Below are 16,376 nucleotides of genomic sequence, written 5' to 3' on the forward strand. Positions count from 1 at the left end.
CGTTAGAAAAAAGCAAAAAGAGAAATATTACCGACACCGTGAATGGAGTTTTTGTCTTCCTTATACTCAGGTGTGTTTGCGGTGAACGTTAAACTCGCACCGACTTGTTGAATATACCAAGCCGCACCAACTACGGCGGTCGCCTGAAGATTTTCCAAGTTAACTTGGTAATATTCAGATGGGTGATCCAATCCGTTTAAAGGCCTATCTCCTTCGATGGTAATGTCATTGAAGCGATAGCGTCCTTCTACACCTCCGAATAGAAACCATCCAGTATCCGAGGCACCAATCATCCCTGCCGAGAAAGGGTTTTCTGCACTGATTTGAGCACTGCCAAAGTTACCCGCAAGATCGGTCCCCCAACGCATCATAAAACCTGTGGAGAGATCACTGCGAAAGTTACCTACATTGACCTCTGAAACGTTGGAAAGCTCAACGTCAGTTCCTGCATAGCTGCGGTATCGTGCCAGATTAAAGTGAGACAGATAACCCACGCTGCCGACGATTTTTTCCTCTACTTGGTAGGCCCAGCCATTGGGTTCGTCAGATTTAGTGATGCTGTGCACTAACTTTTGCGCTTTCTCAGAAAGCGCAGCATCTCCGGTGGTTCCAATGGTTAAATTTGCCCGCGTGGCTTGTTGGGGATGCAAACTAATATAGTTAAGCTCGGTGTGTAAATACCCAGCGTAAGGTCGTTCATTCGGCTCTGGTTTGGTAAGAGAAATCTCCGAAGGAGTCCACATTTTGTGGCCAATGCTGATCTCCCATTTGTCCAATGGGGCCGCTCCCCAAACCGAAAGGCTGAGTGGTTTAGCCCACCAATATGGAGCAATCGCCCCTGAGGTGTAGCTTAAAAATAAACCATTGGTGTAGTCGCGATCTACGCCAAATACGCCATCGTTATCGAGGTTAAAAGCAACCGTTGCGTGTTGAGAGGCCAGCGCAGAAGCACTGAGTAACGTCAATGGAAGAATGTGAAATAGCTTCATACGAACACTGCAGAGTATAGACAAGCCCTAATCATATAGGAAAGATGCGCTATTCAGTTGATAAATAGGCAATTGAATCAAAATAAATGTGGTAAGCGTAACATTTGTGGTCGATGCATTGCGCATTTTTGATTTCTGAGTATAAAAAAAGCCCCACTCATCGAGCAGGGCTTAACTATTTTGCTAGTAATTTAACTGAAATTATAGAGATTCAGTGAAAGTACGTGCAATAACGTCAGCTTGTTGTTCAGCAGTCAGTGAGTTAAAACGCACAGCATAGCCAGATACACGAATGGTTAGCTGAGGGTATTTCTCAGGGTGTTTAACCGCATCTTCTAAAGTTTCGCGATTAAGCACGTTCACGTTTAGGTGTTGGCCACCCTCAATGCCTGCTTCATGGTGGAAGTAACCATCCATCAGGCCAGCAAGGTTTGCACGTTGACTTGCTTCTTCTTTGCCTAACGCATTTGGAACGATAGAGAAAGTATAAGAAATACCATCTTGTGCATCAGCAAACGGTAGTTTCGCGACTGAAGTTAATGATGCTACTGCACCTTTTTCGTCACGGCCATGCATTGGGTTTGCACCCGGTGCGAAAGGCATACCAGCACGGCGACCATCAGGTGTGTTACCTGTTTTCTTACCATATACCACGTTTGAAGTGATAGTCAGGATAGACTGAGTTGGAATTGCATCACGGTACATCTTAAGTTTACGGATTTTGCCCATAAACGTAGAAACAAGTTGGCATGCGATGTCATCAACGCGGGCGTCATTGTTACCAAATTTAGGATAATCACCTTCGATTTCGAAATCGATCGCTAGGCCATCTTCGTCACGAATTGGCTTAACTTTTGCATATTTGATTGCAGATAGAGAGTCAGCAGCAACAGACAGGCCAGCAATACCACATGCCATCGTACGTTTAACGTCACGATCATGCAGTGCCATTAGCGCGGCTTCATAGCTGTATTTGTCGTGCATGTAGTGAATGCTGTTTAGTGCGGTCACATATTGCTTCGCCAACCAATCCATGAAGTGGTCCATTTTTGCCCACAGTTCGTCATAGTCAAGATACTCACCTGCGATCTTGTCCATTTTAGGGCCAACTTGGATTTTCAACTTCTCATCAATACCACCGTTGATGGTGTAAAGCATGGTTTTAGCAAGGTTTGCACGCGCTCCGAAGAACTGCATTTGTTTACCTACAACCATTGGCGATACACAACATGCGATAGCATAGTCGTCAGAGTTCATGTCTGGACGCATTAAATCATCGTTTTCGTACTGGATAGATGAAGTATCGATAGATACTTTTGCACAGAAACGTTTAAAGCCGTCAGGTAGCTGCTCAGACCAAAGTACAGTGATGTTTGGCTCTGGAGAAGGACCCATAGTGTATAGGCTGTTTAGGAAACGGAAGTTAGAACGCGTAACGAGTGTACGACCGTCAAGACCCATACCACCCATTGATTCTGTTGCCCAAATTGGGTCGCCAGAGAATAGTTCATCGTATTCAGGAGTACGTAGGAAACGAACCATACGCAGCTTCATTACGAAGTGGTCGATCATTTCTTGAGCTTGTACTTCAGTGATTTTACCCGCTTCTAGATCACGTTGGATGAAGATATCTAGGAAAGTAGAAGTACGACCTAGCGACATTGCCGCACCGTTTTGTGATTTAACAGCAGCTAGATAGCCGAAGTAAGTCCACTGGATAGCTTCTTGTGCAGTTTCTGCTGGGCGAGAGATGTCAAAACCGTATTTTTCAGCCATTTTTTTCATTTGGCCAAGTGCGCGGTGTTGTTCTGCAATTTCTTCACGAAGTTGCATCGTTGCCGTTAGATCTTCGCCGTTCTCAAAACGCTCTTGTAGAGAAGTGAATTGAGCAAGCTTATCCTTCATTAGGAAATCAATACCGTAAAGTGCTACGCGACGGTAGTCACCAATGATACGGCCACGACCATAAGCATCAGGAAGGCCCGTCAGAACACCAGACTTACGACACGCTAGGATATCAGGAGTGTAGATATCGAAAACGCCAGCGTTGTGAGTTTTACGGTATTCTGAGTAGATTTTTGAAATCATAGGGTCAAGAGTTCTACCGTATGCTTTGCAAGAACCTTCAACCATACGCACACCACCGTTAGGGATGATAGCGCGCTTAAGTGGTTTCTCAGTTTGTAGACCCACGATAGTTTCAAGATCTTTTTCGATGTAGCCTGCATCGTGAGCAGTGATGGTAGAAATAACGTCAGTATCGAAATCGACAGGGGCCTTAGTCGCGTTTTCCTGTTTGATACCTTCCATTACTTTAGCCCAAAGCTTGTTTGTCGCTTCAGTACCTTCAGAAACTAGGAAAGATTCGTCACCTTCATACGGCGTATAGTTCTTTTGAATAAAATCACGAACGTTAACTTCGTTTTGCCACTCACCTGCAACAAAACTTTCCCAAGCTTTAGCAAATTGCTCTGCCATGACATACCTACCTTTTTAGTAGAAAAAACACGTACCGTCTTCACCGTTGAGCCAGTTATCCTCGAAAGGAGCAGTACACTCTATTAATACAATATCTATATTCACACTATTCAATTATCTGAATATAGATATTGTGCTTTTAAGCCTTGAATGCAAGATTAGACTAAAATTTTTTTGCAAACCTTAAACTAAATCAATAAAAGTTAAATTTTTCAAATAAAGTTTGGGTAGTGCGAGCACTACCCAAATTCGTATTAGTCCAAGCTCATTATAGCCAAGCTTTTAAACCGTATTGGTTTTCAAGCATACCAACCGCAAGCATAGCAATTAAACAGATGATCAGCACACCACCTGGAATGATGATTTTGTCGATAAAAGACAGCTTTGATGCACGTTCTTTGTCGCCAATTAGGCCATTGTTATCGAGTAGCATGGTCAATGCCCACGCTAGAACAGGGTTCACCACAGCGCTACCAAAGATACAGATGCCCGCTGCTTGTGAATCTTTTGTGTTTCTTACCATTTGCATACCCGCTTCTAGTAAAGGAAGAAATACCCCTACTAATAGGGCAATACGCATCACTGGAGGCCAAACCGCTACGTCCATAGGGAAGCCAAGGATAGCAATAGTCATGACCAATAAACCTAAGATGATGGCACCACCAGGAATTGGGCGTTTAGCAATCGCCGCTGGGATCATATACGTTCCCCATGACGATGTGATATTACCACCACCAAGTGCTGTACCTACCATTTGACGAATTGAACACATGGTCATTGTGTCATCAACATCCATCAGTACTTTTTCAGTTCTCTTCGGATAGTTCAATTCTTGGAAAATTCGGTGACCAAGGAAATCTGGTGACCACATCGCAACCGCCAAAATAGCAAAGGGCAATGAGGCGATAAAGTGTTCTACTGTTGGCAAACCAAGCATCCAACCTTCAGTGGTTGAGCCCCACCAGTAAACAGGATTAAGGTTAGGTAAGCCCATTTGAGTTTCAAATTGAAGATCAAAGCCAGTACCGAATAAAAGCGCAATCGCAAGCCCTGTCATTGCACAGACAGGAATTGCTAACCAACGCATGTTGATTTTTGCAAGAAATGCATACAGCACAATATTGACACCTAAAACCACTAGGCCAACGTAACCTAAGCTGCCTGCGGCGACATCGGCCGATTGCAAACTGGTAGCCCAAGTTTGGATAGAACCAATTTGGCTCATTGTTCCGGTAAAGCCGAGGAAGATAAGCAACCCGCCTGCGGTTCCCTCGGAGGTTAGATTGACCAGTTTCGAGCCTCCTTTAAAGTAACTTAAGAGAAGACCAAAAACGCCAAGCAAAATTGCCAATGCCAAAGGGTGTGCACCGGCTAATGCGATTGAGCCGATAAGAGGGATCATTGGACCATGGTTGCCAGCTAAGTTGGCTTTTGGGTTTAAGAAGCCAGAGGCAATAACACAGAAGAAGAGGGCAGGAAATAACATCTCTACACGTGCAACTTCAATCGCGAAGTCTTTACCTAGATGAATGTGATCCCATGCTTGGGTTAGGCCATCAGCCCAAGACATCATTACCGCTGAGTACATGGCGATGATGCCGATTGTGCCCGCGATGGCTGGTACAAAATCTTCAAGTTCAAAACGGAAGTCACGACCAGGTAAGTTCAAACCAAAGCGACGGGGCTTCATGATTTGCAGTTCGTGGTCTAGGTAATCTGAACGGCTTGCAAACTCAGATGCTGGACGATGCAGCTCTTTATAGCTTTTCGTCTCGATTTCTGAGCGCTCATTGTTGACTACGTCTGGCATAGATTCCTCATATTTTTAAAAGTTAGTAATTCGTACTGAATCCTAGTAATCCGCGAAGAAGCGGTAATGTTTTTAATTGAATATGTAGCACATCTCATATGTGCTTGCATAACAACAACTAAAAAAGAGAGTGTGGTCATTTATACAACCTTATCTTTGCTCGCGAGTTTAGCTTGCTTATCCTTTAGGGTGATTGATCTTGATCACTTTAAGAATAAATGTGAAAGAAAACTACAGCAGCCTAATGAAAACGGGGGGTTGAGCCGTTACTTGCTTGAAATAAGTTTTCACATTGTGATGTTTGTAAAAGAGTTTCAATGATATTAATGACCTTAAATATCCTATGAATCTAGGTGTACTTTATACATAAATAGGTTGTCTATCTTTAAGTAAATGTTAACAAAATGAGTTAACTGTTAATTGCTTGATGTGCCATTTATATGCGCCATATGGAGAAGTATTGGCTAAAATGTGAATTTTTAATCAGATAAAATAACTAAATATCCTTATTTCCCAGGTTGATAATTTGTTGCATGTTTTCGGTGTGAATGCTAGTTTGTATCAAAAATGGGAGTTGGAATACTCTGCAGTAGCAAATACAGGGAGTTAAGCGCATGACTGATGTACCGGCGCTGAATATTAAAGAGCTGCATAAAACCTTTGGTCAAAACGAAGTACTAAAAGGAATCTCGCTAGAAGCTCGTAAGGGTGATGTGATCTCCATTATTGGTTCTTCTGGCTCGGGAAAAAGTACCTTTCTTAGATGCATCAATTTACTTGAAACACCAACCTCTGGTGATATTTGGGTCAATGGTGAACTCATTCAAATGAAAAAAAATCGGCAAGGTGAAGCTTCACCTGTGAGTGAAAAGCAGGTGCAACGAATTCGCTCACGCCTTGCTATGGTATTTCAGGGATTTAACCTTTGGTCGCACATGACGGTGTTAGAAAACGTTATTGAAGCACCAATTCATGTGTTAGGAGTACCGAAAGCACGAGCCATCGAGAGTGCTGAGGTGCTGCTAAAAAAAGTCGGCCTGTATGAACGTAAAGACTATTATCCTGGTCACCTTTCTGGTGGGCAACAACAACGTGCGGCGATTGCTAGAGCATTGGCCGTGGAGCCAGAAGTCATGCTGTTTGATGAGCCCACTTCTGCACTTGATCCTGAATTGGTGGGTGAAGTGTTGGGTGTTATGAGAGACTTGGCAGAAGAAGGCCGTACTATGCTGGTAGTGACTCATGAAATGGCCTTTGCTCGCGATGTTTCAAACCATGTGATGTTCTTGCACCAAGGTTTAGTGGAAGAGCAAGGAGATCCAGCCATCCTGTTCACCCAGCCTAAATCTGAACGGTTAAAACAATTTATATCCTCTATTTATTAATGTGTTCATTATGTTGTGGTATTCGTCACGACATAAATATTAAGCAAAACCAACATAAACATAGCATGATAAATAAGTAAGACCTCAATCACAGGAGTATGGAAATGAAAAAGTGGTTATTAGTTGCAGCCGTTGCTGCTAGTGCAATGACTGGTATGGCCCAAGCGAAAGAATGGAAGACGGTTCGTTTTGGTATAGAAGGGGCTTATCCTCCTTTTAGCTGGACAGAGGCTGATGGATCTCTCAAAGGCTTTGATGTTGATATGGCCAATGCGTTGTGCAAGGAGATGAAAGTGGAATGTAAAATCGTTCCACAAGACTGGGATGGCATTATCCCATCACTGCTTGCACGTAAATATGACGCGATTATTGCAGCCATGTCGATTACCGACGAGCGCAAGAAAAAAGTCGATTTCACTGGTAAGTACGCATTAATTCCCAATAAATTTATCGCCAAGAAGGGAGCCGCGTTGGATTTTTCTAAAGAAGGTCTAAAAGGGGTGAAAATTGGTGTACAACGTGCAACAACGCACGATAAGTATCTTACTGATAATTATGGCGATGCAGTTGAAATTGTCCGTTATGGTTCATTTGATGAAGCCTATCTTGACCTAGCCAATGGTCGTATTGCGGCAGTATTGGGTGATGCCTCTGCATTGGAAGAGGGTGTGCTTAACAAAGCGGGCGGCGAAGCGTATGAGTTCGTCGGCCCATCATTAACCGATCCGAAATGGTTTGGCGATGGTTTTGGTATTGCGGTTCGTAAACAAGACAAAGATCTCACTCAAAAACTTGATATGGCGATTAAATCTCTTCGTCAACAAGGGATTTACCAAGAAATTGCGACCAAATACTTTAATTACGATGTATACGGTGAATAAGCTGTAACATCATATCTTACCCATATAATTAGAAGGTGAGAGTGGGCCGAGCATATGAATATGTTTATCGATCACTCTGTAATTAGGACTGGTTAGCTCAGTTGACTCCACCTTCTCAATTATGATGGGAATCCATTGATTCTTAACGGCTGGATCCTAGTTCCAGAAGTACCCAGCCGTTAAATTCTCCAGGGACTAGGGATGAATTATGTTGGACCTACACGGATATGAAGCCTCAATTTTGAAGGGAGCGGTGCTGACCATTGAAGTTGCCGTGCTCTCTTTATTACTTGCCATGTTACTTGGCATGCTAGGTGCGCTAGCCAAGCTTGCGCCTTACCGTTGGGCAAGAGCCATTGCCACTCTTTACACGACCATCATTCGCGGTATTCCAGACCTTGTGTTAATGATGCTTATTTTCTTTGGCGGTCAAATATTGTTGAATAATAGCCTTTATTCAATCAACGAATGGCTAAACAATTGGTTTATGGCAAGTGACCCGAGCCATGAATGGGCCGCTTATCTCCCCGATTATATTGATGTTAGCCCTTTCATTGCTGGGATACTAACCATAGGTTTCATTTTCGGTGCCTATATGGCTGAAACCTTTCGTGGCGCTATTATGGCGGTTGATAAAGGAGAGATGGAAGCGGCGAAAGCGTATGGTATGAGTTCTACCTTAGCATTTAGACGCATTTTGCTTCCTCAAATGGTTCGTCATGCATTGCCAGGGTTTGGTAACAACTGGTTGGTATTGCTCAAAACGACGGCACTTGTTTCCATTATTGGATTAGAAGATATGGTCAGAGTCAGCTCACTCGCGGCGGGTTCGACAAAAATGCCATTCACCTTTTATATGGCTGTCTCAGTGATCTTCCTTTTCTTTACCAGTGTATCAACCGGTCTTCTCAAATTGGTTGAGCGCAAGTTCAGCATTCACACGAGGTAAATATGGATTTTTCCCTTATTGCTCAAAGCCTACCAATTTATTTTAGTGGGCTATGGACAACGGTTTGGCTGGTGGGGTTGTCGTTAATCATCGGTTTGAGCCTTGCCATCCCCTTAGCGATTGCTAGGAATAGCCACAACTATTTTATTCGTACTCCAGCATGGGCTTATACCTACTTTTTTCGTGGTACACCGTTATTAGTCCAGCTTTATCTCATCTACTATGGAATGGATCAATTTTTCCCGGTGAAAGATACCTTGTGGGAAAACGCTTGGTTTTGCGCGTTGGTTGCTTTTGTTCTCAATACGTCCGCCTACACGGCTGAAATTATTCGCGGTGCGATCAATGGGTTGCCTAAAGGGGAAGTTGAAGCGGCGAAGGCATACGGAATGAGTACTTGGAAAACGTATCGACGAATTATTCTACCGAGTGCGTTAAGGCGCGCACTGCCCGCTTATAGTAATGAAGTTATCTTCATGCTTCACGGTTCTGCGGTTGCTGGTATTGTTACCATTATGGATTTAACGGGAGCTGCGCGTTTAGTGAACTCTCGTTATTATGCTCCATTCGAGTCATTTTTAACCGCAGGTTTGTTCTATATGGGCTTGACCTTCATTATTTTGTTCTGCTTTAAACAGGCTGAAAAACGCTTCTTAGCTTATTTGCGCCCATTAAGCTGAAGGGCTGCGAGTAGCAATTTGTTGTACCGAGTTTGTTTCTATAATCAAGGCATAGATTAAAATAAGAAGCGCGCTGAATGCGCGCTTCTTATTGGCACGTTACTTTCTGTTCCTACAAAGAAAAACTGGACCAAATTGGCGCGTGATCAGAAGGTTTTTCTATTCCTCGAAGTTCATAGTCGATGCCGGCCTCTTGGCATTTTTTTGCTAGGTTCGGGGTCGCTAAAATGACGTCGATTCGTAGCCCGCGGTTATCATCAAAGCCGCGTGAGCGGTAATCAAACCACGAAAATTGATCATTTACATCCGGATTTAACTGACGGAATGTGTCAACAAAACCCCAGTCCATTAAAGTTTGTAACCATTCGCGCTCTTCAGGTTGGAAAGAGCATTTTCCCGTTTGCAACCAGCGTTTTCTATTGGCTTCACCAATCCCAATATCCAAGTCGATAGGGCTGATGTTAATGTCTCCCATTACAATTATTTGTTCGTCAGGGGAATGATGTGTCGTTAAGTAACCCATTAGATCTTTATAAAACTGACGCTTATAGGGGTATTTTGTTTCATGGGAAATATTCTCTCCTTGAGGAAAATAGCCGTTGAGTATGGTTGTTTTTTGGCCGTTTTCATCTTCAAAAGTGGCCATAATCATGCGTTTTTGATGATCTTCATTATCGCTAGGAAAGCCTTTCTGTACTGAAATGGGTTCCTTCTTGCACAACATGGCGACGCCATAATGCGCTTTTTGACCATGGAAATAGACGTGGTAGCCCATAGCTTCAACATCCTCAAGAGGAAAAGCGTCATCGTGTACTTTGATTTCTTGAAGTCCAATGACATCAGGTTGATGCTTATCAATAATCGCTTGCAGTTGATGAAGGCGAGCTCTCAAACCGTTGATGTTAAAACTGATGACTTTCATAAGGGATCCTTAAGATGAGTTGTGCGCAAGATGTTACCATTTCAAGGCGCAAGGACAAGATGAAAAGCGAATCAATTGTAATACGTAAATTTTTTGAATAGTCAGAAAGGATATTTTTATTAACATTTATGTAAACTTACGATTGATCTCTCAAGTCAATATGCTCTAATTAAAGTCGTCACCATTTCGTCTGAAAACCCTATTAGCGCAGCATAAGGATGTAGTATGCGAACACTTTCGGTTCAATGGAAAATAACCCTTTTAGCCGGCCTTTGCCTGCTAATTACGTCATTGTCTCTCATTGGTTTTTCGGTTTATAACGCAGTGAATAACCAACAAGCAATAAAGCAACAAAGTTCAGATTCTGTGATCAATAAATCGCAGCAGTTATTAGAAACTCGGGCGCTGCTCAATGCCACCGAAGTATCTGAATATCTCAGTGAAGCCATGTATCGGGCTCAAATGCTTGCTGATACGGCCTTGTTTTTCAAATCAAATACCGAAGAAAATTTTGGTGAAAGCGAAGCGTTAAGGACATCTTTAGATGAAATGGTTCGCAAGACGGTAGTCAATTATCCCAATGTTCAGGGGGCTTATCTCGTCTTTAAGCCAAATTTGCTCGATAGCGAGGATGACAACTACCAGAATGCTGACTATGTAGGCTCAAATGAAATAGGTCGATTCGCTGCATACTGGATAACGTCCTCCAATGGTGAAAATGTGGTGGCAAATGTATTAAGCGAAGTGGCATTGAAGGATGAAGGAAACAGTGAGCGTTTCGCCTGCCCGTTAACAACCGCTAGTGCATGTATCTCATCGCCTAAAATTGTGATTCAAGACAATGAAACGTTTCTTACTTCTTCTCTCTCTGTGCCCATTTTGATTGATGGCGTTGCGATTGGCTTTTTTGGCATCGATTTAAAACTTAGCCCACTGGTAGCGATTGCACTGAGTTCAGATCAAAGTCTATTTGGCGGTAATGGTAAGGTCTTTATTGTCAGCTTAAATAACACGCTTATTGCGACTGATGAGCGTGAATTAACCTTAGGCGCGCCACTGGCTGATTCAGTCTTGACTACAAAGGAGATCGCCAATCTTCTAGCCGAGGGTAAAGTCCATTCTCAATGGAATTCAGATCGGCAGTGGTTGTCTGTCTTTGCTCCTATTCAGGTGGCGAACCAGACTTGGGGCGTGGTTTTTGAAATGCCGACATCGAGTGTGCTAGCTGATGCCAATCAACTGGATCAGATCATTACTCAACAGGTAGAGAATGGCGTTAGAGCGGAGCTATTAGTCGGCGCATTGCTAGTCTTTTTAGGGCTCGCAATCATTGCGTTAGCTGCAACCCAAATTGTGAAACCTATCCGAGCGGTCGTGGAGCGGTTACAAGATATTGCTTCTGGCGAAGGGGATTTAACTCAGCGGCTTGTCATCAGTAGTCATGATGAAATCGGTGATTTGGCACGCGGCTTTAACCAGTTTTTAGACAAATTACAGGCTATTATTCAGCAGATCGTAGAAAGTGCGAACCAAGTAGCTCAAACGACTGAACAGGCACGGCAGTCTGCCGTACAAACGCGTAGCCGTAGTGAGTCTCAATTTAAAGAGATGGATATGGTGGCGACTGCCTCTGAAGAAATGACACAAACAGCAAGTCTCGTTGTGCAAAATGCCGAGGCTGCGGTGCAAGCCGCTTCGCAAGCTAATCACTCCGCACTGACTGGGCAGGATGTCATCCGTGCCTCTGAAGCTGAGATGCATAAGCTGGTGGTGCGAATGAGTGATGCGGTGCCTGTTGTTGAAGAGTTGGCTCAAAACAATATCAATATTACCGAAATTTTAACGGTCATTGAGGGAATTTCACAGCAAACCAATTTGCTCGCATTAAATGCGGCTATAGAAGCGGCTCGGGCCGGAGATCAAGGGCGAGGGTTTGCTGTTGTCGCCGATGAGGTACGTAATTTGGCCCAGCGGACTCAGAACTCTGTGGGTGAAATACGCAAAGTGATAGAAAAAGTCCAACAAGGTACTGAGGGCGTAGTTGAGGTGATCCAGCAAGGAAACGCGTTAGCAAATGGAACTGCGATGCAAGTTCAAAAGGCCGTTGCTGAATTAGAAATAGTGTTTGAATCCATCTCAGCAATTAACGATATGAATAGCCAGATTGTAAAAGCGGCCCAAGAACAGCAAGCCGTCTCTGGTGAAGTCAACCTCAACCTATCCAATATTCGTGATCTTAGCGCGCAGATATTGACACTGGTCGGTGAATCAGAATCGGTTGGTGCTCAGATAAGTCAACTCTCGGCTAAGCAGCAACAGTTGGTTGGACAATTTAAAGTCTAACGGCTGAAAGAGTAAGAAGTAGATGTTTGCTTCTTACTCTCTCGCTGTATCATCCAGTTTACGCAATAAATCCTGCTGTACGATTTTCAGCGCTTCAAGTGCGGTGTGTGGTTCAATCTGATTGGTTTCTAATAAGTAGATGAGATCGACAGCGAGCTTTATCTCTTCAGACGCGCCGTCTAGCGGTACAGTAGGATCATTCATGTTATTGGTTTTTCTCCCTGAACGTAATTTGTTTCTCAATTTTGGCTTTGGCTTCTTGGCAACGCTTGAGCCGCTGCTCTACGGTCAATAACGCTTTTTGTGCTTGCTGCTGACTAACAGCAGAAGTTTGCTTAAGTCCGAGTTCTTTTTCTCTCACCATATCCATCAGCCTCCGCTCCCATTCTTGGTGCTGGGCCAGCTCTTGATATAACGCATTGATCGGTTTGCGATAATAGCTGCGATGCTTGGGCTCACTTTTTCTGATCGATACTGTCGATATTTCGCGTTGGATTGCCGCAATTTGTGCAAGCAGTCGATCGGTTAGATATTGAGCTCGTTGACTGGTTAGCCGTTGGCTCTCTTGTTCGCGCACGATGGAGTCAAAGGTCGCTTTTGCTTCCATAACACAAGGGATTAATAAGTGCGCTTTACAGTGGAACAGGCGCTCATCAAACAGAGCCTGATGGTGTTCACCACGAGTTCGGTCAACACTGGCGGCTTGTTGTTTTAACTCTTCAATTAAGGACTTCAATTGAGAAAAATGGTTCATAAGCCTGCAAACCACGCATCATAAGTCAGCTTGATTGCAAGCACACTGACCACACTCACAAACACCGGACGAATAAATTTAGCGCCGAAACGAATCGCTGAATGTGCGCCAACAAAAGCTCCAGCCATCAAACAAACTCCCATAGTCAGTCCCAGCACCCAGTCAATATGCCCCAAAATGGCAAAGGTAACCAATGACGTTACATTACTGGTAAAATTCATCGCTTTAGCAAGGCCAGAGGCCAATAAAATGTTGAGTCGGTATAACGCCATCGAACTGACTGTCCAAAATGCGCCAGTCCCCGGCCCTGCCAGCCCGTCATAAAATCCAAGTATCAAGCCTTGCGCATACTGCTTTTTGTGAAGTACAGGGCAGGGAGGCGGGCTGACATTCTGGTGTGCATGTGGTGTTTTATGCCATATCGTATAGATAGCGGCAGCTAGAATAATGAGCGGCAGCACTTTTTGTAGCCAATCGGTGCTGATCGCATCGACAGCAAAAGTACCTATGGTTGCGCCAATTAAGGTGGCAATGAAAGCTCTGACCCAGCAACTTGGTTGAAACAACTTCTTCTGATAGTAGGTTAATGCGGCAGTTGATGAGGCAAATGTTGCCGCCAGCTTATTCGTTCCTAGTGCGATGTGCGGCGGAAGACCGATTGATAATAACGCGGGTACAGTAAGCATGCCACCGCCGCCAGCGACTGCATCGATAAAGCCAGCAATAAAAGCAACAAGCGCCAACACAATCAAAGTGGTTGGCTCAACAAATTCCATGAATAAAATCGGCCCTGAGTAATGAGATGAAAGGGCGTAGTGTTAAGCCCTAGCTAATATTCTATTGTTCTTTTAAATGGAGGAAGCGAGTCCAATAATGATTTTCCGTAGCGTTTTGAAACGATTCGGCGATCGAGAATCACGACTCTACCAGAATCACGCTCTTTGCGCAGCAATCTCCCGACGGCTTGGATCAGCTTTTTGCTGGCTTCAGGAACGGTTATCTGAATAAAAGAGTTTCCACCTCGTTTCTCTATGTATTCGGCGTGAGCTTGCTCAACTGGAGAGGTTGGTACGGCAAACGGAATTTTTGTGATCACCAGATTCTCCAAAAGTTCTCCTGGTAAGTCTAGCCCTTCCGAAAAGCTACTGGTGCCAAACATTACGCTCGTTTTACCACACTGCACTAGCATTTTATGTTTATTTAGAATTTCTGTGCGTGATATTTCACCTTGGACTTGCAGCGCCCAGCCTCGTTTAACAAAATCTGTTGATATTTTTTCAGCCACTTCGCGCATTTGCCAGTAAGAAGCAAATAGCACTAAATTAGCTTTGTTTGGCTGAATAAACTCAGCGAGACGCTCTACCAGATAATCAGTATACTCTTTCGCTTGCGGTTCAAAACGCATTGCTGGAATGAGTAACTCGGCCTGATTTTGATAATCAAACGGTGAAGCGAGTGCTAGGAAACGTGTGCCATCTTCTGCCTTTTCACTGATCCCTGCTTGCGAGCAAAAGTAGCTGAACGAGTTAAGAGCTCGCATCGTCGCGGAGACTAAGATTGCGCCTATGCAGCGGCTCCAGATCTGTTGATCAAGTTGCCAACCAATTTCTAGCGGTGAAACGTTAACAATGAAATCACCTTCACGCTCAGGGTGAATTTCAAGCCAACGTGCCAAAGGGGCTCCTTTTTCTCGCTTGGGCTCCGCCATCAGCAACCATACTTGGGCAAGGTTCTCTAAACGCTGAATATAAAAGCCTAATTCAGTCAGTGCTGGTTCTGCCAACCGAGCGGCGAGTTCGCCTTCTTTAACTCGTTCAGCAATCAAGTCCGCAATTTTAGCGACGGATTGATTAGCTTTTTGAGAGAGCCGCTTTAGGGTTTTAGACTCTTCTTCAAGCCATTGTGGCAGTTCGCCATGCTCAAAACGGTATCGCTTTTCTTCAAATTGTTCGAGTACAAACTGCTTTGTCAGTTGGCTCAAGCTTGGGATAAGTTGTTGCAGTGTCTCTTGCAGTTCGTTACGAAAACGTGCCACTCGTTTTTCTTCGGCTAAGCTTGAAAACTTGGTTACGGATTGATTGAGTTTTTCTAACCAACTTGCTGCGCCTTTCAAGCTTGCGGACGCTGAAGCGTGATCTCGTGCTACATGAGGTAAGTGGTGTGCTTCATCAAAAATGTAAATGGTGTTTTCTGGCTCAGGCAGAATGACACCACCGCCAAGGTCAGCATCCGCCATGACCAAGCTGTGGTTGGCAATAATGACATCGGCTTTATCCAGTTCCGAACGCGCCTTTTGAAAAGGACAATCTCTGTGGCCAGCAAAGCTACCATTACAACTATGCTTATCACTAACAATCAGTTGCCATAACTCATCTTTAATCGCTTTTGGCCACGAGTCGCGATCACCGTTCCATTTTCCTTGAGCCAGTTTTTCATACATGGTGGTGAATAATTCAACGTCTTTTTTTTGTGGCTTTGATTCGAACAGGGCAATTTGTGAGCCATCTACTCCACACGCAGCCGCGAGTTTTTCGGTGCAACAGTATCGTTGACGTCCTTTGGCAAGGATAAAAGAGAATTGACGATCAGTGATGCGTCTAAATAAAGGCAAATCTTTGCTGATCAGCTGTTCTTGAAGTGCCACTGTGGCTGTCGAAACAACAACCTTTCTATTATTCAATACTGCAACAGGAACCGCCGCCATTAAATAGGAGAGTGATTTCCCTATTCCTGTACCCGCTTCAGCAATCAAGATTCGGTTGGATTTGTGATATGAACCACACAATGTTTTTGCAATCTCAGCAACAAGATAATTTTGTCCTCGGCGAGGAATGAAGTTTTCGAGCTGAAATTGCAGGTTTTGATAACTATCCCGAATGGATTTTTGGATTTTTGTTGTAAGCATACACAGACCTAAATAGCAGAGTGCCGAGTCTAGCACAGTTCACTAAAGGATACGCAGTTCACGAAATCGTATGCTTTTAGATCAAATCTAGATCTTGTTCACAAAAAAAAACTGAACCTTCAGGAACTTATGTTTAATTCTCATTGTGAAAAATATAAAACTATCCATTCGGTTAAATGATGACATCAACATCCATTTAATCTTGCCAAACTAAATTTTACTGGTGTTTAATTCTGATGTTTCATGATTGTTAGTTTTTAGATTGTGTGATGTTTTTGCT

At 43.8% G+C, this 16,376-nt stretch carries 13 protein-coding genes; 5 read left to right on the forward strand and 8 right to left on the reverse strand.

The window, feature by feature from the left end; translation table 11 throughout:
* Positions 1-2: 2 nt before the first annotated feature.
* From DD616_RS10120 to DD616_RS10130, 3 genes are all read right to left on the reverse strand, one after another.
* Entirely contained in the window at positions 3-989 is a 987-nt protein-coding gene (locus DD616_RS10120; protein WP_026027180.1) for a lipid A deacylase LpxR family protein, read from the reverse strand.
* 201 nt (positions 990-1,190) lie between these two features.
* Positions 1,191-3,467 carry a formate C-acetyltransferase gene (gene pflB, locus DD616_RS10125; RefSeq protein WP_013856546.1) on the reverse strand — a complete coding sequence of 759 codons (2,277 nt, stop codon included), beginning with the start codon at positions 3,465-3,467 and terminating at the stop codon, positions 1,191-1,193.
* Positions 3,468-3,735: 268 nt separating this feature from the next.
* Positions 3,736-5,277: a DUF3360 family protein gene (locus DD616_RS10130; RefSeq protein WP_017042289.1), complete on the reverse strand. Its 1,542-nt coding sequence runs from the start codon at positions 5,275-5,277 to the stop codon at positions 3,736-3,738.
* Between the two features lie 614 nt (positions 5,278-5,891).
* Between DD616_RS10130 and DD616_RS10135 the strand changes: the two genes are divergently transcribed.
* The 4 genes from DD616_RS10135 to DD616_RS10150 all read left to right on the forward strand — a co-directional run bounded on the left by DD616_RS10135 (position 5,892) and on the right by DD616_RS10150 (position 9,172).
* Complete coding sequence (locus tag DD616_RS10135) at positions 5,892-6,662, forward strand: ABC transporter ATP-binding protein (RefSeq protein ID WP_013856548.1); 771 nt, start codon at positions 5,892-5,894, stop codon at positions 6,660-6,662.
* 104 nt (positions 6,663-6,766) lie between these two features.
* The gene (gene aotJ / locus DD616_RS10140) at positions 6,767-7,543 is read left to right on the forward strand and encodes an L-arginine-binding protein AotJ (RefSeq protein ID WP_026028918.1); all 777 of its coding nucleotides are present in this window, start codon (positions 6,767-6,769) and stop codon (positions 7,541-7,543) included.
* Positions 7,544-7,751: 208 nt separating this feature from the next.
* Complete coding sequence (locus tag DD616_RS10145; protein ID WP_094123468.1) at positions 7,752-8,492, forward strand: ABC transporter permease; 741 nt, start codon at positions 7,752-7,754, stop codon at positions 8,490-8,492.
* A gap of 2 nt (positions 8,493-8,494) precedes the next feature.
* On the forward strand, positions 8,495-9,172 hold the full coding sequence (locus DD616_RS10150) for an ABC transporter permease (protein WP_017045191.1): 678 nt from the start codon (positions 8,495-8,497) through the stop codon (positions 9,170-9,172).
* A gap of 112 nt (positions 9,173-9,284) precedes the next feature.
* Here DD616_RS10150 and xthA read toward each other — a convergent pair whose 3' ends face one another.
* On the reverse strand, positions 9,285-10,094 hold the full coding sequence (gene xthA / locus DD616_RS10155) for an exodeoxyribonuclease III (protein ID WP_017045192.1): 810 nt from the start codon (positions 10,092-10,094) through the stop codon (positions 9,285-9,287).
* A 225-nt stretch (positions 10,095-10,319) separates the two neighbouring features.
* Here xthA and DD616_RS10160 point away from each other — a divergent pair, with 225 nt between their 5' ends.
* Positions 10,320-12,437, forward strand: a complete 2,118-nt coding sequence (locus tag DD616_RS10160; RefSeq protein ID WP_017050380.1) for a methyl-accepting chemotaxis protein — start codon at positions 10,320-10,322, stop codon at positions 12,435-12,437.
* Positions 12,438-12,470: 33 nt separating this feature from the next.
* Here the strand turns inward: DD616_RS10160 and rsmS are convergent, their stop codons facing one another.
* From rsmS to dinG, 4 genes are read right to left on the reverse strand one after another with little or no spacing between them, the layout of a single operon-like run.
* On the reverse strand, positions 12,471-12,641 hold the full coding sequence (gene rsmS, locus DD616_RS10165) for a pleiotropic regulatory protein RsmS (RefSeq protein ID WP_013856554.1): 171 nt from the start codon (positions 12,639-12,641) through the stop codon (positions 12,471-12,473).
* A gap of 1 nt (position 12,642) precedes the next feature.
* Complete coding sequence (gene priC / locus DD616_RS10170) at positions 12,643-13,191, reverse strand: primosomal replication protein PriC (protein WP_010319211.1); 549 nt, start codon at positions 13,189-13,191, stop codon at positions 12,643-12,645.
* The gene (locus DD616_RS10175; protein WP_010319210.1) at positions 13,188-13,967 is read right to left on the reverse strand and encodes a sulfite exporter TauE/SafE family protein; all 780 of its coding nucleotides are present in this window, start codon (positions 13,965-13,967) and stop codon (positions 13,188-13,190) included. Before DD616_RS10175 ends, priC begins: the two co-directional genes overlap by 4 nt.
* Positions 13,968-14,020: 53 nt before the next feature.
* Positions 14,021-16,096 carry an ATP-dependent DNA helicase DinG gene (dinG, locus tag DD616_RS10180; protein WP_199871528.1) on the reverse strand — a complete coding sequence of 692 codons (2,076 nt, stop codon included), beginning with the start codon at positions 16,094-16,096 and terminating at the stop codon, positions 14,021-14,023.
* Positions 16,097-16,376: the final 280 nt, after the last annotated feature.

The organism is Vibrio anguillarum, assembly GCF_003390515.1.
GTDB classification, from domain to species: domain Bacteria; phylum Pseudomonadota; class Gammaproteobacteria; order Enterobacterales; family Vibrionaceae; genus Vibrio; species Vibrio anguillarum.

Excerpts from the sequence above, each read along its gene's own strand:
- DD616_RS10120 (WP_026027180.1), bottom strand. The coding sequence starts at position 989 with ATGAAGCTATTTCACATTCTTCCATTGACGTTACTCAGTGCTTCTGCG.
- pflB (WP_013856546.1), bottom strand. The coding sequence starts at position 3,467 with ATGGCAGAGCAATTTGCTAAAGCTTGGGAAAGTTTTGTTGCAGGTGAG.
- DD616_RS10130 (WP_017042289.1), bottom strand. The coding sequence starts at position 5,277 with ATGCCAGACGTAGTCAACAATGAGCGCTCAGAAATCGAGACGAAAAGC.
- DD616_RS10135 (WP_013856548.1), top strand. The coding sequence starts at position 5,892 with ATGACTGATGTACCGGCGCTGAATATTAAAGAGCTGCATAAAACCTTT.
- aotJ (WP_026028918.1), top strand. The coding sequence starts at position 6,767 with ATGAAAAAGTGGTTATTAGTTGCAGCCGTTGCTGCTAGTGCAATGACT.
- DD616_RS10145 (WP_094123468.1), top strand. The coding sequence starts at position 7,752 with ATGTTGGACCTACACGGATATGAAGCCTCAATTTTGAAGGGAGCGGTG.
- DD616_RS10150 (WP_017045191.1), top strand. The coding sequence starts at position 8,495 with ATGGATTTTTCCCTTATTGCTCAAAGCCTACCAATTTATTTTAGTGGG.
- xthA (WP_017045192.1), bottom strand. The coding sequence starts at position 10,094 with ATGAAAGTCATCAGTTTTAACATCAACGGTTTGAGAGCTCGCCTTCAT.
- DD616_RS10160 (WP_017050380.1), top strand. The coding sequence starts at position 10,320 with ATGCGAACACTTTCGGTTCAATGGAAAATAACCCTTTTAGCCGGCCTT.
- rsmS (WP_013856554.1), bottom strand. The coding sequence starts at position 12,641 with ATGAATGATCCTACTGTACCGCTAGACGGCGCGTCTGAAGAGATAAAG.
- priC (WP_010319211.1), bottom strand. The coding sequence starts at position 13,191 with ATGAACCATTTTTCTCAATTGAAGTCCTTAATTGAAGAGTTAAAACAA.
- DD616_RS10175 (WP_010319210.1), bottom strand. The coding sequence starts at position 13,967 with ATGGAATTTGTTGAGCCAACCACTTTGATTGTGTTGGCGCTTGTTGCT.
- dinG (WP_199871528.1), bottom strand. The coding sequence starts at position 16,096 with ATGCTTACAACAAAAATCCAAAAATCCATTCGGGATAGTTATCAAAAC.